This is a genomic window from Sporosarcina sp. P13, from assembly GCF_002743055.1.
In the GTDB taxonomy this organism is placed as follows: Bacteria; Bacillota; Bacilli; order Bacillales_A; family Planococcaceae; genus Sporosarcina.
The window spans coordinates 91,902-111,768 of sequence record NZ_PDYM01000004.1 but is presented as its reverse complement, the minus strand read 5'-3'; the positions used below and the strand labels follow the sequence as shown (position 1 = coordinate 111,768).

General features: G+C 41.4%; 22 protein-coding genes. 7 read left to right on the top strand and 15 right to left on the bottom strand.

The features are described 5' to 3' along the window. Positions 1-39 precede the first annotated feature (39 nt). From CSV79_RS17255 to CSV79_RS03790, 3 genes are all read left to right on the top strand, one after another. Positions 40-195, top strand: coding sequence for a YceI family protein (locus CSV79_RS17255; RefSeq protein WP_158232458.1), 156 nt, complete (start codon positions 40-42; stop codon positions 193-195). 11 nt (positions 196-206) lie between these two features. Continuing rightward, on the top strand, positions 207-572 hold the full coding sequence (locus CSV79_RS03795) for a YceI family protein (RefSeq protein WP_099687697.1): 366 nt from the start codon (positions 207-209) through the stop codon (positions 570-572). Positions 573-714: 142 nt separating this feature from the next. Then, positions 715-2,094 carry an FAD-dependent oxidoreductase gene (locus tag CSV79_RS03790; RefSeq protein ID WP_099687696.1) on the top strand — a complete coding sequence of 460 codons (1,380 nt, stop codon included), beginning with the start codon at positions 715-717 and terminating at the stop codon, positions 2,092-2,094. Positions 2,095-2,143: 49 nt separating this feature from the next. Here the strand turns inward: CSV79_RS03790 and CSV79_RS03785 are convergent, their stop codons facing one another. Continuing rightward, on the bottom strand, positions 2,144-3,070 hold the full coding sequence (locus CSV79_RS03785) for a manganese-dependent inorganic pyrophosphatase (RefSeq protein ID WP_099687695.1): 927 nt from the start codon (positions 3,068-3,070) through the stop codon (positions 2,144-2,146). Positions 3,071-3,123: 53 nt separating this feature from the next. Then, positions 3,124-3,570 (bottom strand): RrF2 family transcriptional regulator, encoded by a 447-nt coding sequence (locus CSV79_RS03780; protein ID WP_099687694.1) that lies wholly within the window; start codon positions 3,568-3,570, stop codon positions 3,124-3,126. Between the two features lie 167 nt (positions 3,571-3,737). Here CSV79_RS03780 and hmpA point away from each other — a divergent pair, with 167 nt between their 5' ends. Then, the gene (gene hmpA, locus CSV79_RS03775; protein WP_143560533.1) at positions 3,738-4,973 is read left to right on the top strand and encodes an NO-inducible flavohemoprotein; all 1,236 of its coding nucleotides are present in this window, start codon (positions 3,738-3,740) and stop codon (positions 4,971-4,973) included. A gap of 39 nt (positions 4,974-5,012) precedes the next feature. Here hmpA and CSV79_RS03770 read toward each other — a convergent pair whose 3' ends face one another. The 12 genes from CSV79_RS03770 to CSV79_RS03720 all read right to left on the bottom strand — a co-directional run bounded on the left by CSV79_RS03770 (position 5,013) and on the right by CSV79_RS03720 (position 16,387). Next, positions 5,013-6,074 (bottom strand): YkvI family membrane protein, encoded by a 1,062-nt coding sequence (locus CSV79_RS03770; RefSeq protein ID WP_099687692.1) that lies wholly within the window; start codon positions 6,072-6,074, stop codon positions 5,013-5,015. Positions 6,075-6,132: 58 nt separating this feature from the next. After that, positions 6,133-6,729, bottom strand: coding sequence for a DNA-3-methyladenine glycosylase (locus CSV79_RS03765; RefSeq protein WP_099687691.1), 597 nt, complete (start codon positions 6,727-6,729; stop codon positions 6,133-6,135). A gap of 50 nt (positions 6,730-6,779) precedes the next feature. After that, positions 6,780-7,442: a uracil-DNA glycosylase gene (locus CSV79_RS03760; RefSeq protein ID WP_099687690.1), complete on the bottom strand. Its 663-nt coding sequence runs from the start codon at positions 7,440-7,442 to the stop codon at positions 6,780-6,782. Between the two features lie 109 nt (positions 7,443-7,551). Further along, entirely contained in the window at positions 7,552-8,694 is a 1,143-nt protein-coding gene (locus CSV79_RS03755) for an MFS transporter (RefSeq protein ID WP_199171866.1), read from the bottom strand. Between the two features lie 134 nt (positions 8,695-8,828). Further along, the gene (locus CSV79_RS16540) at positions 8,829-9,161 is read right to left on the bottom strand and encodes a hypothetical protein (RefSeq protein ID WP_143560532.1); all 333 of its coding nucleotides are present in this window, start codon (positions 9,159-9,161) and stop codon (positions 8,829-8,831) included. Positions 9,162-9,223: 62 nt separating this feature from the next. Beyond that, positions 9,224-10,186 (bottom strand): siderophore ABC transporter substrate-binding protein, encoded by a 963-nt coding sequence (locus CSV79_RS03750; RefSeq protein ID WP_099687688.1) that lies wholly within the window; start codon positions 10,184-10,186, stop codon positions 9,224-9,226. Positions 10,187-10,208: 22 nt separating this feature from the next. Further along, a complete protein-coding gene (locus CSV79_RS03745) occupies positions 10,209-10,970 on the bottom strand; it encodes an iron ABC transporter ATP-binding protein (RefSeq protein WP_099687687.1) in 762 nt (253 codons plus the stop codon). Continuing rightward, positions 10,967-11,917, bottom strand: coding sequence for an iron chelate uptake ABC transporter family permease subunit (locus tag CSV79_RS03740; protein WP_099687686.1), 951 nt, complete (start codon positions 11,915-11,917; stop codon positions 10,967-10,969). The genes CSV79_RS03745 and CSV79_RS03740 overlap by 4 nt, the downstream gene beginning before the upstream one ends. Further along, the gene (locus tag CSV79_RS03735) at positions 11,910-12,860 is read right to left on the bottom strand and encodes an ABC transporter permease (protein WP_099687685.1); all 951 of its coding nucleotides are present in this window, start codon (positions 12,858-12,860) and stop codon (positions 11,910-11,912) included. Before CSV79_RS03735 ends, CSV79_RS03740 begins: the two co-directional genes overlap by 8 nt. 345 nt (positions 12,861-13,205) lie before the next feature. Further along, positions 13,206-14,069 (bottom strand): DUF6612 family protein, encoded by an 864-nt coding sequence (locus CSV79_RS03730; RefSeq protein WP_099687684.1) that lies wholly within the window; start codon positions 14,067-14,069, stop codon positions 13,206-13,208. A 291-nt stretch (positions 14,070-14,360) separates the two neighbouring features. Then, a complete protein-coding gene (hflX, locus tag CSV79_RS03725) occupies positions 14,361-15,629 on the bottom strand; it encodes a GTPase HflX (RefSeq protein WP_099687683.1) in 1,269 nt (422 codons plus the stop codon). 56 nt (positions 15,630-15,685) lie between these two features. Beyond that, positions 15,686-16,387 (bottom strand): VOC family protein, encoded by a 702-nt coding sequence (locus CSV79_RS03720; protein WP_099687682.1) that lies wholly within the window; start codon positions 16,385-16,387, stop codon positions 15,686-15,688. Positions 16,388-16,561: 174 nt separating this feature from the next. On the opposite strand from CSV79_RS03720, the gene CSV79_RS03715 reads away from it, so the two are divergent. From CSV79_RS03715 to CSV79_RS03705, 3 genes are all read left to right on the top strand, one after another. After that, the gene (locus tag CSV79_RS03715) at positions 16,562-17,029 is read left to right on the top strand and encodes a nucleoside deaminase (RefSeq protein ID WP_099687681.1); all 468 of its coding nucleotides are present in this window, start codon (positions 16,562-16,564) and stop codon (positions 17,027-17,029) included. Positions 17,030-17,126: 97 nt separating this feature from the next. Next, positions 17,127-17,858 carry an oxygen-insensitive NADPH nitroreductase gene (gene nfsA / locus CSV79_RS03710; RefSeq protein WP_099687680.1) on the top strand — a complete coding sequence of 244 codons (732 nt, stop codon included), beginning with the start codon at positions 17,127-17,129 and terminating at the stop codon, positions 17,856-17,858. A gap of 22 nt (positions 17,859-17,880) precedes the next feature. After that, positions 17,881-19,077 carry a class I SAM-dependent methyltransferase gene (locus tag CSV79_RS03705; protein WP_099687679.1) on the top strand — a complete coding sequence of 399 codons (1,197 nt, stop codon included), beginning with the start codon at positions 17,881-17,883 and terminating at the stop codon, positions 19,075-19,077. Here the strand turns inward: CSV79_RS03705 and pstA are convergent. Continuing rightward, positions 19,024-19,860 carry a phosphate ABC transporter permease PstA gene (pstA, locus tag CSV79_RS03700; RefSeq protein WP_099687758.1) on the bottom strand — a complete coding sequence of 279 codons (837 nt, stop codon included), beginning with the start codon at positions 19,858-19,860 and terminating at the stop codon, positions 19,024-19,026. The two genes, CSV79_RS03705 and pstA, sit on opposite strands and share 54 nt — an antisense overlap. Positions 19,861-19,867 lie beyond the last annotated feature (7 nt).

Here is a 19,867-nt window from a genome sequence, read left to right as displayed (position 1 = left end):
AGAGTTTACATAATTAAATGCCCACAAGGAGGAGTGAAAGTGAATAAGTGGAAGGTGGATCAAGCGAAGTCAACCATCCGATTTTCAGTTCCCCATATGATGGTTTCCAAAGTAAGTGGAACGTTCGAAACTTTTTCAGGCGAGCTACAAGGAAATATAGCTGACTTAACGAGAAGCGCAATTCGTTTTAAGTAGCCGTTCATTCGATTCATACAAACAATAAGGAACGCGATCAACACTTATGTTCAACTGATTTTTTTGATGCACAAACATTTCCACATATGACCTTCTCTTCTCAATCGATTTATACACACGAAGATAGCATATACCGAATGACCGGGGATTTGACGATTAAACAAACAACAAAGAAAGCACTATTTTACATTACTCCACTGGAAGTCGGTGCGTTCAGCGCAAGCTATTTGGCAGAAGGCGTGATAAATAGGAAGGAATACGGCCTAACCTGGAATCACGCAATCGAAGCAGGCGGTGTTATGGTTGGTGAAAATATCCACGTCAAGATGATTGTTGGCGTTATAAAAGCTGAAGTTGATTCTTCAATTACTACATGAAACATACTAACATTAGTAGTACAGTTTTGACGTTCACTTCACTTTTTTGCTCCACCTATTTATTCTCTATTTTAGATTCATGAAAACTTGGCAACAATATGAATGCTTAAGATAATTGAACTTATTAGAATGAGGTGTGCAAATGAACGAATCATTATGGCTTGCTACCGCCTATCCCCGAACGACCTATCCAACAGTGGAAGAAGATTTATCATGTGATGTTCTAATTATTGGTGGTGGACTAAGTGGGCTAGCCAACGCTTATTTTTTAGCGAAGCAAGGGAAAGATGTTATTTTATTGGAGAAGAACAGTATTTTACAAGGAGCAACCGGAAATTCAACAGGAAAATTAACTGTGCAACATGATTTAGTCTATGCAGAGTTAATCGAAAAATTTGGTGTAGAAAATGCAAAGATTTATTTCCAAGCAAATGAAGAAGCCATACAATTCGCACGCTCTATTGCAGATAGTAATGAATTACAAACTGCTCACTCCGTTCTATTTTCACAAACAACGGAAGGTACTGACTTATTATTAGAAGAGAAAAAAGCGTATGAAGCGATAGGCATTCCTTTTACATTTAGTAAAGGGGCAGTAGACTTACCGTTTGAAACGTCCCATACGTTAACCATTGAGAATGAAGCACAAATTCATCCCGTACGCTTTGGTCAAAAGTTAGCAAAGCTAGCAGAGAAAGCGGGGGCACGAATAATTGAACACGCCCAAGTAGCTGCCCTTGATACAGACAGACATTTTGTTAAATTATCTTCGTCCAAGATCGTCAGTTATCGGCAGCTAATCATTTGCTCGCACTACCCTATTGAAGCACTAGAAGGCATGCAGGTTCTTAAACTAGACGTAGAACGATCCTATATCGCGGCCGCAAAAACAGCTACTCCATTTGATCAGCAGTACATTGCGGTAGATAATCCTAAGCGCTCAATACGCACGACGACAATTGATGGGCAATCGTATATATTACTATGTGCCGAATCACATCCAGCAGGGGCCGAAAAAGAGACTCAGATTATTTATGATCGACTGACAGCTGATTTGAAAACAACTTTAGAATCCACAGATATTGTTTATCAGTGGTCTGCACAAGACCCCTCGACACCAGATTTGATACCCTACGCGGGCGCCATATCAAGTACCACTCCAGATGTCTATATTAGTACGGGCTATCGCAAATGGGGACTATCCAACTCCATGGCGTGTGCGCGGATTATTACAGACGCGATTGTTGGAAAACCTAATGCCGCTAGCGAACTATTTTCACCGGGACGAACGGATTTCGGGGCATTATTCAGCAGAGCGCTGTCATTGACCGGACGCACCATTAAAGAATTTACTGGCGGACATATCGCTAGAACAGACTCTCCAATTTGCACGCATATGGGTTGTCGCACACGCTGGAATAAAGGCGATCAAACGTGGGATTGTCCGTGTCACGGCTCGCGTTTTCGTGCAGATGGCTCTGTGCTCGAAGGTCCTGCAACACAGCCGCTAGATTTGGGATAGTAAAAAGACTGTCTAAGAAATCAGATCGATTTCTTAGACAGTCTACTTATTATGATAATGCTTCAGTCAAGACTGGAACAATTTGTTTTTTACGTGAAACGATACCTTTTAGCAATGCAGAATTATTATTAAACGACACATTAAATGCAGAGCCTGCACGTTCTGCTTCTTTTCCTAATGCAATGATGACCGAATCACTATTAATGATATCCGTCACAACAAACAGGAATAGATCCAAGCCTTTTTGTTCAATGACCTGATTGAGTAGTTCTTCAAGCTCTGCCTGGCGGCCCAACACGTCTTGCACATCAATTGCATTGACTTGTGCAATTTCTATTTTGACATCGCCGAATGAAAATTCTTTCGCATCTAGGCTTACTAAGTCTTGAATTGGTGTAGCACTCAGGTCCGCTCCTGCTTTTAACATTGCTAGTCCATATTCTGCAGCATTTACACCAGCGATAGCTTCTAATTCGTCAGCCGCTGCTTGGTCTTGTGCTGTGAAAGTTGGTGATTTGAATAATAAAGAATCGGATACGATAGCCGACAACATAAGTCCCGCAATGTTCTTCGGTATTTCGATGCCATGCTCTTTAAATAATTTATTTAAAATCGTTGCTGTACAGCCCACTGGTTCAGCGCGGTAGTATAGTGGATCATTTGTTTGGAAGTTTGCGATTCGGTGATGGTCAATAACTTCCAACACTTGTACTTTATCCAGGTCATCTACACTTTGTTGACTTTCATTGTGATCGACTAGAATGACTTGAGTTACTTCCGGTGATGCATTTTCGATTAAGCGTGGCGCTTCAAATCCGAAAGTTTCGAGCGCATATGCTGTTTCTTTTGAAATAGTACCTAATCGAACCGCTTCCGCATCGACTCCGATTTGTTGCTTTAGGTACGCATACGTGATTGCAGATGCGATTGAATCCGTGTCCGGGTTTTTATGCCCAATGACTAAAACTTTTGACATCATTTAATTCCCCCTATTTCACTCTGTTTACTAAATATATTCTACCATACTATTCAAGTTTGACCAGACGAAAATAATAAAGAATGGATTTCATCTTTATTACGAATAAAGTCAGCAATTGTATAACGATCGAGAACAGCAAAATATGCTTGTAACGCTTCATGTAATACACCTTTTAAATGGCAGGCAGATGATAGAACACACATATTCTTAGTCGGATCAAAACATTCAACCAAATGAAAATCATCTTCCGTTTTTCGAACAAGCTCACCGACATTTATATCCTGCGGTTCAACACAGAGACGAATTCCACCACCACGACCACGAATCGTTTCAATCAATTGTAACTTCCCTAGTTCATGGACAATCTTTGTGAGGTGATTTTTTGAGATTTGATAAGCATCTGATATTTCTTGCACAGTAGATAACTCACCTGGTTGCTTAGAAGCTAAAAAAATCAGAACACGCAATGAATAGTCAGTATACATTGTCAAACGCATAGTATCACCACTTTCTGTACTCTCTTCATTATACCATTTTCTCCATAGAAGTCCTTAAGAAGCAGTGAGGTTTAGAATGAAAAAAATGTCAGCTTATTGAATGAAATGTGTCCGTTTGATAATATAATTTTTAAACATGTATTTTGTATATAGCTTTTAACCAAAAAATGATTTATGATAAATATATCAAATACAGAAAGGTTGTGCATTATCTTATGTTAGATCAAAAAACAATTGATATTATTAAATCCACAGTTCCAGTATTGGAGCAACATGGTAAAACGATTACTACTGTTTTCTACAAAAACATGTTCGAAGCACACCCGGAATTACTAGACATTTTTAATCACGCAAACCAATCTCAAGGACGTCAGCAGACCGCGCTTGCAAACACTGTATACGCAGCAGCACAGCATATTGATAACTTAGCAGCGATCATACCCGCAGTCGTGCAAATCGCACATAAACACGTATCACTTGGAATCTTGCCAGAACATTATCCAATCGTAGGAGAGCATTTGCTAGGCGCGATCAAAGAAGTGCTTGGCGACGCAGCAACTCCTGAAATCGTCGATGCATGGGCTGCAGCTTATGGTGTCATTGCTGACGCATTCATCGGAGTAGAAGCAGAAATGTACGAAAATACTGCAGAAGCTGATGGCGGCTGGAAGTTGTTCAAAGACTTTGAAATTGTTGATAAAGTACAAGAAAGTGACATCATCACTTCATTTTATCTCAAGCCAGTAGATGGAAATAAATTGCCATATTACTTACCTGGACAATATATTACAGTTCGCATGTCAATTCCGGGTGCAAAAAATATCGTCAACCGTCAATATAGCTTGTCTCAAAAATCAAATGAAGACACATTCCGCATCTCAGTTAAGCGTGAAGATGTTTTACAACCAAATGGTGTCGTTTCTTGTTACTTGCATAACGATGCGCATGTAGGAGATATTATTGAAGTAAGTGCACCAGCAGGAGTATTCTACATGGAGCCAACTGCTACAACACCTGTAACATTAATCAGTGGTGGTGTAGGTATCACACCTATGAAAGCAATGTACCAAACCATCGCAGACGTAACTCCTGAACGTCAAGTAGCATTCTTGCACTCCGCACGTACACGTAGCCAACAAGCATTTGCGACTAAGCTTGAGCAATTGAACGCGAAGTTACCAAACTCTACGTATAAAGCGCTTTATTCAGAAGAGGGAGACGGTATCTTCACACGCGAATTCCTAGAGGAAAACATCATTAAAGATAGCGATATCTATGTATGTGGACCTACTGGTTTCATGGAGTTCGTTATTCAACAACTTGTTGCAATCGGTGTACCTGAAGATAAAATTCATTACGAATTCTTCGGTCCAGCTGTACAACTTGAATTAGCGACAATTTAATCATACGTAACCCCCGCGAATTAACTTCGCGGGGGTTTTTCATCCTTCTTTATTTTTCAGTTGCGGCATGCGGAACGTTGCGAAAATTAGCGCTCCGACTAGGAACAAACCTAAGTAGCCAACGAGTGGATAAAAATAGCTAACTAGGTTTGTAAATCCGTAGAAACTTAAAACGTAGCCAATCAATAAGGATGCCGCTACGAAGACTTTGAACTTTTTTGTGCCATTGTAAATGAATCTAGAACCGAATGCATAGAACATACTGACAGCAGTGTTAAAAATCATGCCGTACAATATGATCGCCATAAAGACGGCAAGAATTGGCGAAATAGTATTGATGACCGCAAGCATCGGCAACTCTGTTCCCGCCACAGCGTCTACTTGTGAGAATATCGCCAAGTGACTCAATAATATCAAAATACCAAGTCCAAGACCTCCAACGAAGCCGCCCCATGCTGCAGTCTTTTCATTCTTTTCCGCTCCCCCCATTACGATGGACATTGAAGCCCCTACTGCAACATTGAAAGATACGTAGTTGATCGCGGAGATGAACCAGTTCGGCAATGTTGTCGGTACGGCTTTCGCTACAGGATCAAGCACAGCAAACGTCGTATCCATCGTTGACAGACTGTAGATGGACACACCAATAACGGTGAGGATCAAAAACGGTGTAATACTCCCGATTACGCCTACTACTTTGTCTACATTCAATAACACTGTTAAAAACACGAGCACAATCATCAACAAGCTACCAAAATAAGACGGTAAGCCAAATTGCTGATTTAAGTTGGCTCCGGCCCCAGCCAACATGACGACTCCAACTCCGAATAGTGTGAAAATGATAATACCGTCCACGATAATTCCTAAATAACGTCCACTAATTTTATAGATGACATCTTTATGAGAATTTGTTTGCATACGACTGCCTAATCTTGTCAGCACCATGCCTAAATATGCAAAAAGCGCAGTACAAAGAATGGCGCCAAAGATTCCTGCTATCCCAAAACTCGTGAAATATGTCATAATTTCATTGCCCGAAGCAAACCCTGCCCCGATGATAATACCGATAAATGCGCTTCCCATCTTTAATACTTTTATCATAGTAACCCCTATTCTTCTCTTTAACGGTTAATACCGCTTGACCCTCTATCTCTTTTTATTATTTCCTGTACTTTGAAACAAATGGGTTTTCCTTCTCATAAAACCGCCATGGGTAGTGGACAGCTTCTCCTGTATTTCCAATACCCACACGCGGGCCTGCCTCGATTTCAGCTTGAGGTAGGCCTTCTGCTATATAGAGCGGCTTCTCTGTCCAGTGATGACCGTAATAGTCCATCGTAACGGCAAGCGCTTTTGAAAGCTTGCCGGGACCATTCGTTAAATCACTCACTTTTTTAATATGATTTCCACGATTTTCTTTCATCTGCTCAATTCCCTCTATCGGCTCACCTGCCCGTATGAGAACTGCGTGCGGCACACCTTCCTTTGCGCCGACTACATTCATCAATACATGGGTATGCATCTGATATGTATAGACAGAACCTGCTTCTCCAAACATCACTTCCGTACGTTTTGTTCTACGATTACCATAGCTATGGGCTGCACGGTCTTCTGGTCCATGGTATGCTTCCGTTTCAACAATCCTTACAACCAATAAACCATCCGCTCGTTCATGGACAATATATTTCCCGACAAGATTACGGGCAAGTTCTATAACAGGTGCGTTAAAAAAAGATGGATCAATTGGTTCATACATACGATCTTCTCCTTTAAGCATATTGTGCCAAACCACGCTTCACTTATAGCTTATTCAATTGAACTGTTAGTTAATCCTTGAAGATATTCACCAATTCGCATCCAATCCTCTTCCAAATTCGGACGCAAAGAAGGCCGATAAAAAATAGAGGCCGGATGGAATGTCGGTAGAATAGTGTACGTTTCGTCCGTCCAACTGTATTGTGTGTCATCTAATGCTTTTAGATACTGTATAGGTTGCGTGATAAGTTGCCCGTGTAGTAACGTCACTTTCGCTTGCTTTCCTAGTAATCGTTGCAAACCAATATTGCCGAGTGTGACGATGAGTTTCGGTGTGAGGTTCGCCACTTCGTAATCTAGGACTGGCGCATGAGCAAGTTGCTCTCTTTGTGTCGGTGGACGATTATATTTACGCTCTGTTAACGTGCCATCCCGTTCTTTCTTTGTTCCCCATTTATACGGTCTACTGCGAAAGGCACTCGTCATATAGACATCTTCACGTGTTAAACCGACAGATGCCAATGATTTCATCAATTCATCACCTGCCCGGCCGATAAATGGTACGCCATGTACACCTTCGTGCTCACCGGGTGCTTCTCCGATCAGTAACAGTGTTGGTGATTGAGGACCTTCTCCGCGAACAAAACCTTCTACTTGAAATCCTTTGCTACGCTCTAATGCAATACGTGCTATTTCATCTGGAATGCGAAACATCGTATCAACTCCCTTGCTATAACTATAGAGGTTTTACATCGGAATCAAAAATATTTACCATTAAAAAAGCCGCCCCCATTTAGCTTAAATGGAAACGACTTATCTTATACTATGTTAACTCCGTTTGTTTTGTTTCTGTTCCAAGAAAGATAACAGCTAATACACCAACCATAATCGCTCCGCAGAAAATAGCGAATATACTACCAAAACCATAGCCCGCTGTGAGTAAAGAACCGATTAATAACGGCCCGAAGATCCCTCCAACACGACCGACTGCAGCAGCTACACCTGAACCTGTTGCACGTATTGCTGTCGGATACTGTTCAGGTGAATACGCATAAAGTGCGCCCCAAGCGCCTAAGTTAAAGAATGATAGGAATGCGCCCGCGATTAATAACGTAGTTAACGTTTCCGCATTACCGAAAGCAAGTGCGCTCAGTGCCGTCCCAAATAAATACGTAGCCAGTACAAATTTACGTCCCGCCCGTTCAATCAGCCATGCGGCGCTGAAATAGCCAGGAAGTTGCGCAAGTGTCATGATCAGTACGTAACCGAAACTTTTGATCAGACTAAAACCTTTCAGCACCATGACACTTGGTAGCCAAAGGAACATGCCATAATAGGAAAACACGACCGCAAACCAGACAATCCACAGCATGATCGTACGCTTTCTATAAGCAGGAGCCAATAGTCGCTTCAACTTTTGCCCCGTTGATTCATTCGTTTTACCTTCTTTAATGAACTTTTTCGAATCCGGCAAGTTACGTCGTAAATAGATTGCGTAAAATGCTGGTAAAGCCGTGATAACAAGTGCGATTCTCCAGCCAAAGCTTGGGATGACAAAGTAAGCAATTAACGCGGCAATCAGCCAGCCTCCAGCCCAGAAACTTTCAAGCAACACAACAACGCGCCCACGCTCTTTTGCGTCTACACTTTCAGAAACAAGTGTAGATGCTACGGGAAGTTCGCCACCTAGACCTGCACCTACTAAAAAGCGGAGAATTAGAAAAGCCCATAATGTAGTCGTTAAAGCAGATAATCCGCTAGCAACTGAAAATAAGACCAACGTAATCATAAATACTTGCTTGCGTCCGATACGATCTGCCAGCAAGCCGAAGCCTAATGCTCCAAATGCCATCCCAATCGAGTTGACACTACCGATCCAGCCCATTTCTGTTGAAGTTAACTGCCAATCTACAGCAAGTGCCGCAATGATGAACGACAAAATTCCTACATCCATCGCGTCAAACATCCAACCTGTTCCAGCAATTCCGAGTAGTTTATTGCGTGATAATTCTTTCGTCTTCACTAATCTTCTACCTTTCCATTGTATAATCTTTGGATGTCTTTACAGGTGTAATCATACCACTTGTGTTATTGTTTTGACTAGTTTTTTAAGAGGTTGTTTTTTATGAGCGTGTGTAGCGGTTCTATGAGCGGGCGCGGGCTTTCTATGAGCGCGTACGGACTTGCTATGAGCGGACGCGGGCTTTCTATGAGCGCGTACTGACTTGCTATGAGCGGGCGCAGGCGTTCTATGAGCGCGTACGGACTTGCTATGAGCGGACGCGGGCTTTCTATGAGCGCGTACTGACTTGCTATGAGCGGGCGCGGGCTTTCTATGAGCGCGTACTGACTTACTATGTGCGGGCGCGGGCTTTCTATGAGCGCGTACTGACTTACTATGTGCGGGCGCGGGCTTTCTATGAGCGCGGCCACTTCTATTCATCAAAAACACAAAAAATCCCGAAAGACTATGTCTTCCGGAATTTCTTGTGCTCTTATAGTCCAGCTTCCACTTCTTTGATCATTTCTTTCAATGATTGAAGTCCGCCACCAGATAGGTACCAGTATTCACCGTTTAGGTAAACCATTTTATCATTTTTATATGCGTTTGTTTTCTTCACTAGGTCATTTTCAACTGAATCTTTCGCTGTTGCGCCGTTACCGATTGCTGCATCACGATCGATGATAAATAGGATATCTGGGTTTGTATCTAAGATGTATTCAAACGTAATATTTTGTCCGTGTGTAGATGCTTCGATTTTCTCGTCAGCTGCCTTGAAGCCAAATACGTCGTGGACAAGTCCGAAACGTGAGCTTGGGCCGTATGCACTTACTTTTCCTTCAGTTGCAAGGATGATCAATGCTTTGCTGTCGACTTCAGAAGTTTTTGCTTTGATGTCTTCGATATTTGCATCAATATTTGCTAGTTCAGTGTTCATTTCATCTTCTTTATCAAATATGGTTGCGATCTTTTCCATGTTCTCTTTGAATGATTCCATGTATCGTGCTGTATCAACGCCCATAAAAATTGTTGGTGCAATTTCTGATAATTGGTCATATAAGTCTGATTGACGTCCAGAAATGAAGATTACGTCCGGCTTCATTGCGTTGATTGCTTCAAAATCTGGCTCTTTCAAACTGCCTAAGTTCTCGTACTTTTCATCTTCATATTTAGCAAGGTACCCAGGTACATTTGCTTTTGGAAGTCCCGCTACTTCAATTCCTAATTCGTCTAGTGTATCAAGTGTTCCAAAGTCAAATACGACAACCTTTTCAGGATTCTTTTCAAGTGTTGTTTCACCAAGTTCGTGTGTAATTGTTACTTCATTACTTTCTTCAGCTGGCTTATCATTTGATGTTGCATTGTCTGCGGGTTTTTCTTCTTCTTTTGCACCACCGCAAGCAGCAAGTGCAAGCATTAAGAGCAATGCGAATAGAGTTAATGTAAGTTTTTTCATGTTAGTAATATTCCTCACTTCTTTAAGAGTTAAAGTACACGCATATGCGGCAATTTTTCATTTGTTGAATTGGAATTTCCATATCGTAGATCTCCCGTAGTGATTCAGAGTTGATAATATCGTTCGTCGGACCGTCCTTGACAATCTTACCGTTTTTCAATGCAACGATGCGGTCTGAATATACAGAAGCAAAGTTGATATCGTGTAAAACAATGACGACCGTTTTTCCTAGTTCATTGACAAGCTGACGCAAGATTTTCATGATCTGTACGGAGTGTTTCATATCTAAGTTGTTAAGTGGTTCATCAAGTAGAATATAGTCGGTGTCTTGTGCAATCGTCATGGCGATGAATGCACGCTGGCGCTGTCCCCCCGATAATTCATCCAAGTAAGCTTCTTGCATATCCATCAAACCCATATACTCGAGTGCCTGGTCAACCATCCGTTCGTCCTCTTCTTGGAGACGGCCCTTACAGTGTGGAAAACGACCGAATCCAACGAGTTCACGGATAGTCAATTTGACATTCATGAAATTGGATTGTTTCAGAATAGCGACGCGCTTAGCAAATTCATTGGACTTCATATCTTTCACTTTACTTTTATCGAGCAAAACATCACCCGTGTCGGCATCCATCAATCGACTTACCATCGATAGTAGAGTAGATTTACCAGCCCCGTTCGGTCCAATGAATGACGTGATTTTTCCACGATGTATATTCACACTGACCTTTTCGACGACTGCCTTTTTCCCATAAAATTTCGTTAACTCACGAACTTGAATCATGAGGATCGACTCTCCTTTAATAGTAAATAGATAAAGTACATGCCACCGACAAAGTTAATGATCACACTTAGTGTGGTCGAGAATGAGAAGACTCGCTCAACGATCCATTGACCGCCGACTAATGCAATGACACTCATCAATGAAGCACCAGCAATTAATATAGAGTGCTTAAATGTCTTGAAGAACTGATATGAAAGATTGGCAACGATTAGTCCGAAGAATGTAATGGGTCCGACTAACGCGGTTGAAACAGCGATTAGAACTGCCGATAAGATCAACATCAGCTTAACGACTGACTGATACGGCACACCTAAGTTAATAGCTGTATCACGACCAAGTGACAAGACATCAAGTTCATTAATATAACGCCAACCGATGATGAGTGTTAGCATTAATATGCCAAACGCCCACCAGACTAAGTCCCCATTAATATTATTAAAACTCGCAAACATCTTATCTTGCACACGCAAGAATTCATTCGGATCGATCATGACCTGCAGGAACGTCGAGATACTTCCGAAGAATGTACCGACAATGATGCCGACTAATAACAGGAAGTAGATCGGCCGGTTTCCTTTACCGAATAAAAAGTGGTAAAGCAGTAAGGCGAATAATACCATTGCACCGACCGACAATATGAAATTGAATTGCTTGTTGATCAGGACAAACGAAGTAGAACCGAAAAAGAAAACTAGGACCGTCTGCAACAGGATATAGAGTGAATCTAATCCCATGATGCTTGGCGTTAAAATCCGGTTATGCGTAATCGTCTGGAAAATAACTGTGGAATACGCTACCGCCACACCCGTTAGAGTCATTGCTACGACTTTGATCGCTCTTCTAGGAAGGGCGTAATCATAGCTGCCATTCAATCCTTGAAATAAATACAAACCACAAAATACTAATGCAAAAGTAGCCAAAATCAATAATTTCGTTCGGTTACGCATATGCCTTCCTCCTAAACAATAAGTAAAGGAAGATTCCGCTACCGATGACACCGACCATCAAACTAATCGAGATCTCGTATGGGAAAATAATGACTCTACCCAAAATGTCGCAGATTAGAAGAAAGATTGCACCGAGTAATGCAGTATGCGGTAATGTCTTCTGAAGATGATCTCCCTTAAAAATCGAAACGATATTCGGGATGATCAATCCTAAGAATGGTATCAAGCCAACCGTCAATACAACTGTCGTCGTAATCAAAGCGACTAAAACTAATCCGATATTGACAATTCGTTTATACGCTAGCCCCAAGTTCTTGGAGAAATCTTCTCCCATACCAGCGACAGTAAAACGATTCGCGTATAAATATGTAATGATCAAGACCGGTATGCTGATATACAAAAGCTCGTAACGCCCTTTCATGATCATCGAAAAGTCTCCTTGCAACCAAGACGACATATTCTGAATCACGTTTGCTTTAAAAGCAAAGAATGTGGATATGGACGAGAGGATATTACCAAACATCAGACCAACAAGCGGTATGAAGACAGCATCTTTGAATTTAATCCGGTCCAGTATTTGCATAAATAAGAACGTACCGAGTAAGGCGAATGTAAAAGACACCGCCATTTTTTCTAATAATGTTGCATTGGTGAAAATTAACATAGAAACTAAAATTCCGAGCTTTGTCGCATCTAACGTTCCGGCTGTAGTTGGTGAAACGAATTTATTGCGGCTCAATTGTTGCATGATTAGACCTGCAATACTCATTCCCGCCCCCGCCAGTAAAATAGCGACTAACCGTGGCACACGACTGATTAAGAAAATCTCTGTTTCTTCTGAACGCCAATCTAGTAAATCCATCGGTGTAATACGACTAGTACCGACAAACAACGAAAGGAAGGAGAGCAGAATAACGGCTGTAATTAAGTAACGTTTCTTCATGAAGAACTCCGATATCGAATATTTGAGCTTTTTCACTTAAATGAAAATGATTATCATTCGCTCTAGAATTAGATTAACTTGTTTTATTTACGATGTCAACATCTAACTGAAAATCATTATCATTCATTTTGTGATTAATGCTATCAAATGTATCATATAGTGCTTCAGTAGTATTCCCTCTTATAAAACAAAAAAGTCGTCTTCCGCTGTGCGGTAGACGACTCATGAAGGATCAGCTCTACTAAAGGAGCTTGCGACGCGGCCCTATAGGACGTGGGTCGGCCTGAAATACCGCGTAACGGCAGCCTATCTTTTTCTCACTTACACTGCAGTATGAAGTTTTAGTTAACGCCCCATCATTTCGCTCATATCTGCTGCATTATCAATGACTTCTTTTGGTACGTTGATTTCATCAATCTCATTGATTTTTGACATCGTACCTATGATGTTTTGATCGATTTTCACTTTTTGACCCTCTTCATCTATAGTCATGACCATATCTATGTCGAAATTCTTAGTGAAGAATGTTTTCTTATCTATTGTAAATTCGATAGCAAGACTTTCAACATCAATTTGAGAAACGGTATCTAGTTCACTTTCATCCATTCCTGCTGGCATGTTTTGCTCCATAATATCCTTCAGAAGCGTAGTGAATTTCTCGCCTGAACCTTTTAGTGAAAGGATATATTCATCATTCGTCTGCTCAAATTTAAAGTCGTCTGCAAATTGCTCATACATAGTAAAATCAACGGCTGTACTTTGCGAATCTGCAATCTGTCCTGTAATTTGTTCATACATATCGCCTGGGAACTTCATCCACTGACCTGATTGTGGATCTTTCATGAAGAAACCATCTACCGTCATAAATTGCTCAATCGCCATATCTTCGCCATCCATCTTCATGATCATCGTCTGGCGCATAGCTAGCGGCTCTAAAATCATATCCATATCGATAGTGGAATGAATTTCATGTGTTTCTCCATCCATTTCCATCGTTTGCTTCATGACCATTTCAGAATGCATACTTTGCTGCGCTTCCACGGCAGCACTTGCTTTCTTCATGACATCAGCAGCAGTCAAGTCACTCTTCACCACAACTTCTTCTTTTTCTCCTGTGATTGGATTTTCTTTCGGTTCGGCTGTCTGTCCACAAGCACTTAGTGCAAATGCCAATGCCACAGCAACTACAGTCATTGTCCACTTTTTCATGTGTACATCTCTCCTTCTTCATATTGGCTTCTCTTAGTTGTACGGGAGGACTAGGAAAAAGGTTCAAAGTTATAGGGATTTATACAGAATAGAATCCTTTCTACCAAATCTATCCAAGTCACCCATAGGCAATTAAAACGAGTGACATGAGTAGTATTACTTAATTTTTCAGATAAGGTTTAAAAATTTGGAGAGCGGGCAAACTATAAATATCCCACCCCCTTTCTCTTCTTATAAAGAAAAAAGGATTTGGCTGCACGCATTGCGCGTGCAGCATTTTTTTGTTTTCAATTACTTCAATACATACTCTTGCAATCGCTCATACTCACTTTCTGGCATTTCAACTGTCATCAGTGTGCCCTCTTCTTCATACGCAGTATCTTTCACAGCTGCATTCTCATTTAACTGGGAGACAATTTCTCCTCGATCATACGGAATTAATAACTTACACGTAATGTATTCTTTAAATAAGTTTTTCTGAATTAATTTCAATAACTCGGGTGCGCCTTCATTCTCTCCCGCAGACATCCAAATACTTTGATCCTGCACACGTGGATAGATAATATTCGCCAAATCCGCTTTATTGTAGACATTCACCGTTGGAATACTTTCTACTCCGATATCTTGTAACGTTTCATTTGTCACGTCCATCATATGACCGTGTTCTACATTGGAGACATCCACGACATGCAACAATAAATCTGCATTTTTCGCTTCTTCTAACGTTGAACGGAACGCTTGGACCAAGTGGTGAGGTAGTTTCGAGACAAATCCTACGGTATCCGTTAAAATAAACTCTTTGTTGTCAGGTAGTTTGATTTTACGTACAGCTGTCTCAAGTGTGGCGAACAACATATCTTTTTCACTTACTTTTTTTGACTCATCGACATCGGTATACTGCAATAAGCGGTTCATCAGTGTTGACTTTCCAGCATTTGTATAGCCAACGATTGAAACGACAGGAATGCCACTACGTACTCGTTGCTTACGTTGCGTTTCACGCTGATCGCGTACATGTTCTAATTCACGGTGAAGCTTGGCAATTTGATCTTCAATTTTTCGGCGATCGAGTTCGAGTTTCGTTTCACCGGCTCCTTTATTTTGTAAGCCTCCACCCGTACCTCCACCTTGTCTACTAAGTGAAGCCCGTAAACCGACTAATCGTGGCAATGTATATTGCAACTGTGCTAGCTCCACTTGCATTTGCGCTTCTTTATTTCTCGCGCGTCGAGCAAAAATATCAAGTATTAACATCGTACGGTCAATAATTTTACATTCCAGTTCTCTCTCTAAATTACGTAGTTGAGAAGGTGATAATTCATCATTGAAGATCAACAAGTTCGCACCCGTTTCTTCGTACACTTCGCGGATTTCATCGATCTTCCCTTTACCGATATAATGGCCCGGATGTCTACGCTCTAGATTTTGCGTCACTTCACCTACAACCTTCACATCAATTGCTTCCGCCAAATTACGCAATTCTTCCATTGCATATTCAAAATGTAAATCCTTTTGTTCATGGACGCCAACAATAATGGCCTCTTCTATTAATACATCCATACCCTACATCCTCCCCGAACACATCTTTATAAGTAGTTTACCCGTTGTCACACTAACTAACCGTCTGTTGAAAAACGTACAACCTTTAAACGTTCAGGTTTATCTTGCGTTTCTGCGAAGCGAAACACAACATCTCCAACTCGGATGTCATTTTCGTCGCCTACTTTCTGTGACAGCAAGACTGCCCACTCGCCTGTTACTCTTAATGGATTTTCTACATGAAAAATGCATTCAGTGATTTTTTTCTTTACATGTTCTGCCGTACGGGCGCCTACATCAGACAACCGTGAAAGTCGTGATTCTTCCGCTTCTTCCCACTCTATGAAAAACGGATAAGGTAATTCCGATGTTATATCTTTCTCAACAAACAACATCTTCCAACGTAACAACTGCCCATTTTCCATTCTTCTAGAAGCGTCAAGAATAGCGGTCGTTTGAAAACCTTTATTGTCTAGCTCTTCCTTCCACTTTTCCATATCATCGACAGAGAAACAGACCGTTGCCCAGCCATCGCCAGTTGATCGATCATGCAGAATTTGTGCAACAAGTGGTTGAGTACTCGCTGCTTGCTTCGCCTTACTGTCATCTTCTACCGTCAGCCATTCAATGTAACCGTTATTCATATAAAGCAATGCATTGGCTGTTCCCCATTGCTCATGGCGTCCTCCCATAATTGCTTCATTTCCCTGTTGTTGCTGGTCCAAGACAATGTCCATCAATTTCTTATCGGTAAAATACACCACGTGATCTAACCTCATCGCATTCCCCTCCAGATCGATTGTTTCTTTATCATACCAAACATGCACAGCTGTTCATCATTTTCAGTCTTTCTGCTAGTTTTTTGTCTAGACCACTAAAGTTTTGTATGATGGATACAGGATTCCGGTCAATATTTCCCGGGAAATTTGAATATTCGACAGGAGGAATTTCGGATGAATCATGAAAAGTGGTTGGAACTTACTATTGAAATGGCGATTACAAACGTCAAAAACGGTGGTGGACCCTTTGCCGCAATTATTGTCAAAGATGGTGAAATCATCGGTTCAGGTACGAATCTTGTAGAGTCTTTATACGATCCGTCTGCGCATGCAGAATTACTAGCGATTAAAGAAGCTTGTGCTAGATTGCTGACTCTTGATTTATCTGACTGTGTATTATATGCGAGCGGTGAACCATGCCCAATGTGTTTAGGTGCTTCGTACTGGGCAACTATCGGTGAAATCTACTACGCCTGTAGTAAACAGGATGCCTACGAAGAAGTTGGCTTTGCGAATCCACTGAAAAACTTCTTCCCTGATCAGCAACTAACACCAAAGAAGCGATCGATTCCATTCATCCAACAAAAACCCGCTAACGCGACTGCTCCTTTTATTGAGTGGGATAAACGACAAACTAAATAAGCCTCAGTGTTTCCCGAAAGGTCAGAATAGTGTAGGATAAAAGAAGAGTTTTAGGAGCGAAACGTTTCTCCTAAGAAAATGAATACGGAGGGATTACATGGTTATCAATTTATTAACATCTCACTCATCTGTACGTCGCTATAAAGATGAGCCTATCTCAAGAGAAACAGTTGTAGAATTAATCAAGGCAGGCCAACACGCGGCTAGTTCACATTTTGTGCAAGCTTGCTCGGTCATCTATGTAACAGACACGGAGAAGCGGGGTCAACTAGCGGAACTATCTAATAACCGTCGTCAATTTTATACAGCAGGTGCGACATTAGTATTTTGCATGGACTATAATCGTTTATCACATGCTGCTCGCTTACATGGCCGTGAAATCGACTATACAGTAGCAGAAAACGTCTTAGTAGGTGCCATTGATGTAGGTTTATTCGCCCAAAACGTAGTCATCGCAGCTGAGTCAAAAGGATATGGCATTTGCTATATCGGTGGAGTGCGGAATAAAATCGAAGAAATTTCAAACATACTAGAATTACCAAAAGGCGTTGTACCTTTATTCGGTATGTCCATCGGCGTTCCAAACGAAGCAAATGGCGTAAAGCCCCGCCTACCAGTAGAAGCTGTATTACACGAAAATACGTATAACGAAGAACAATATAAAGAAGTACTACCTGCATACGATAAAATCATGCAAGAATACTATGCAAGCCGCGATTCCAATCAACGGGATGCAAAATGGACAGAAGAAATGGCAGACTTCCTAGAAACACCTAATCGTCCACATATTAAAGCATTCTTAGAGAAACAAGGATTTCTCTTTAACTGAAGAATGACAGGAGTGTCAAACCATGTCAGTAGATGACGTACTGGAACTTCTCCAGAAACGCATGACAGATGGAACTTTCATACGCGCGACAATTAGTCAGCCACGATTGAAGTCCAATGAAATCAAACGAATTAAACTGAAGCCTTTAGTATTAAAAGGTGAACTTCATATCCAATTCGAATATCAACATGAACGTGTTCTCAAGCACGAAAATGTTGCCTTCGATGACGTAGAGCAACCAGTACAACAAGCGCTTGAAAACTATAAGCAATTCCATATTGATTTAACTAATGAAACGCTACAGATCCAAATTTCCAAGAAAATGAAAGTATCGATTAAACGGATATTTTTGGATACGGAAAAGACTGTCGATTATGCACATAACCGTACGAAGCAATATGCCCTGAAAGAAGGTACACCCTATCCATTCCTCATTCGTTTAGGTGTACAAACACCCGAAGGTAAGGTGAAAAGTCAGAAGCACGACAAATTCCGTCAGATCAATCGTTTTGTTGAATTGATCGACGATACGCTGTCTCACTTGCCAAAAGACCGCTCCATCCGTATTTTAGATTTCGGCTCTGGCAAGTCTTATTTGACGTTTGCACTGTATCATTATTTGCGAATTGAAAAGGGACTAGACATTCGAGTCACTGGACTGGATCTGAAAAAAGAAGTGATTGAAGAATGCCAGGAAATCGCACATGATTTACAGTACGATCAACTGGAGTTCTTAGTTGGGGATATTAATGAGTACGAAGGGGACACCGCTGTAGATATGGTCGTAACATTGCATGCATGCGATGTGGCGACCGATATGGCGCTTGCAAAAGCAGTTACATGGGGAGCTTCCGTTATACTTTCTGTACCTTGCTGTCAGCATGAGCTGTTTACCCAGCTACAAGCACCTGTGCTTGATGTCATGCTGCAACACGGCTTAGTGAAAGAACGGTTCGCAGCACTCGCGACTGACTCGATCCGCGCAGAGTTGCTAACCTTGGTTGGTTACGAGTCACAGCTTGTCGAGTTTATCGATATGGAACATACACCAAAAAATATTTTAATCCGCGCATATCGCAATGACAAGCAACCGAATCAAGCGCAAATAGATCGCTACATTGCGTTCCGTAATCTGTTACAAGCGACACCTTTTTTGGAAAATGAATTAAAAGCGTTGCTCAAATTTATTCCGAATGATAATAGCAGTAGCATTCAATAAAAACAAAATGGTTAGCAATACTATAATCGTTGCGGCCGCTAGGTTCGCATATTCTGCAAGTAGTGAAGAATCAATTGTCCAATAATAAATCTGCATCGGTAACACCGTAAATTTATCAAAAATGTTCATCGGGATCGGCAATAGCAATGCAGGGATCCCGATGACTACTAGCGGTGCCGTCTCACCAATCGCTCGTGATAAAGCTAAAATGGATCCTGTCAACATGCTAGGCAACGCGACCGGTAATAAGACGGATTTAATAGTTTGCCATTTCGTAGCGCCTAAACCGTAAGATGCCTCCCCTAAAAAACTAGGAATAGCACGTATTGCTTCCTGACTGGAAACGATAACAATCGGCAACACGAGTAGCGACATCGTCAAGCCGCCAGCCAACACAATATTTCCGAAGTCAAGTGCGCGTACAAAAAGTGTCATACCTAAGATTCCATAGACAATTGAAGGTACCCCTGCTAAGTTTGCGATATTCGTTTGAATCAAACCACGTAACTTCCCTTTCTTTGCATACATCTCCAAATAGATTGCTGTTCCCACACCTACCATTGTAGTAAGGGGTATAACTACCGCCATTAGCCACAATGTACCGAAAACAGCACCTTTAATTCCCGCTTGATCCGGCTGCGTAGAAAGCCGCCCAGTCAAAAATCCGCTGTTAAGCCAACCGGCTCCCTGTTCAATCACTCGATACAATAATACGAACAGCACAAGCAAACCGAACAAAGAAGCCGCAAGAAAGGCGAACCTCGCGAATTGATTAGTAATCATACGATAT

What these genes read in the sequence shown, in the direction of transcription:
- CSV79_RS03790 (WP_099687696.1), top strand. Translation starts at nt 715, where the DNA reads ATGAACGAATCATTATGGCTTGCTACCGCCTATCCCCGAACGACCTAT.
- CSV79_RS03785 (WP_099687695.1), bottom strand. Translation starts at nt 3,070, where the DNA reads ATGTCAAAAGTTTTAGTCATTGGGCATAAAAACCCGGACACGGATTCA.
- CSV79_RS03780 (WP_099687694.1), bottom strand. Translation starts at nt 3,570, where the DNA reads ATGCGTTTGACAATGTATACTGACTATTCATTGCGTGTTCTGATTTTT.
- hmpA (WP_143560533.1), top strand. Translation starts at nt 3,738, where the DNA reads ATGATTTATGATAAATATATCAAATACAGAAAGGTTGTGCATTATCTT.
- CSV79_RS03770 (WP_099687692.1), bottom strand. Translation starts at nt 6,074, where the DNA reads ATGATAAAAGTATTAAAGATGGGAAGCGCATTTATCGGTATTATCATC.
- CSV79_RS03765 (WP_099687691.1), bottom strand. Translation starts at nt 6,729, where the DNA reads ATGTATGAACCAATTGATCCATCTTTTTTTAACGCACCTGTTATAGAA.
- CSV79_RS03760 (WP_099687690.1), bottom strand. Translation starts at nt 7,442, where the DNA reads ATGTTTCGCATTCCAGATGAAATAGCACGTATTGCATTAGAGCGTAGC.
- CSV79_RS03755 (WP_199171866.1), bottom strand. Translation starts at nt 8,694, where the DNA reads ATGTTTGACGCGATGGATGTAGGAATTTTGTCGTTCATCATTGCGGCA.
- CSV79_RS03750 (WP_099687688.1), bottom strand. Translation starts at nt 10,186, where the DNA reads ATGAAAAAACTTACATTAACTCTATTCGCATTGCTCTTAATGCTTGCA.
- CSV79_RS03745 (WP_099687687.1), bottom strand. Translation starts at nt 10,970, where the DNA reads ATGATTCAAGTTCGTGAGTTAACGAAATTTTATGGGAAAAAGGCAGTC.
- CSV79_RS03740 (WP_099687686.1), bottom strand. Translation starts at nt 11,917, where the DNA reads ATGCGTAACCGAACGAAATTATTGATTTTGGCTACTTTTGCATTAGTA.
- CSV79_RS03735 (WP_099687685.1), bottom strand. Translation starts at nt 12,860, where the DNA reads ATGAAGAAACGTTACTTAATTACAGCCGTTATTCTGCTCTCCTTCCTT.
- CSV79_RS03730 (WP_099687684.1), bottom strand. Translation starts at nt 14,069, where the DNA reads ATGAAAAAGTGGACAATGACTGTAGTTGCTGTGGCATTGGCATTTGCA.
- hflX (WP_099687683.1), bottom strand. Translation starts at nt 15,629, where the DNA reads ATGGATGTATTAATAGAAGAGGCCATTATTGTTGGCGTCCATGAACAA.
- CSV79_RS03720 (WP_099687682.1), bottom strand. Translation starts at nt 16,387, where the DNA reads ATGAGGTTAGATCACGTGGTGTATTTTACCGATAAGAAATTGATGGAC.
- CSV79_RS03715 (WP_099687681.1), top strand. Translation starts at nt 16,562, where the DNA reads ATGAATCATGAAAAGTGGTTGGAACTTACTATTGAAATGGCGATTACA.
- nfsA (WP_099687680.1), top strand. Translation starts at nt 17,127, where the DNA reads ATGGTTATCAATTTATTAACATCTCACTCATCTGTACGTCGCTATAAA.
- CSV79_RS03705 (WP_099687679.1), top strand. Translation starts at nt 17,881, where the DNA reads ATGTCAGTAGATGACGTACTGGAACTTCTCCAGAAACGCATGACAGAT.
- pstA (WP_099687758.1), bottom strand. Translation starts at nt 19,860, where the DNA reads ATGATTACTAATCAATTCGCGAGGTTCGCCTTTCTTGCGGCTTCTTTG.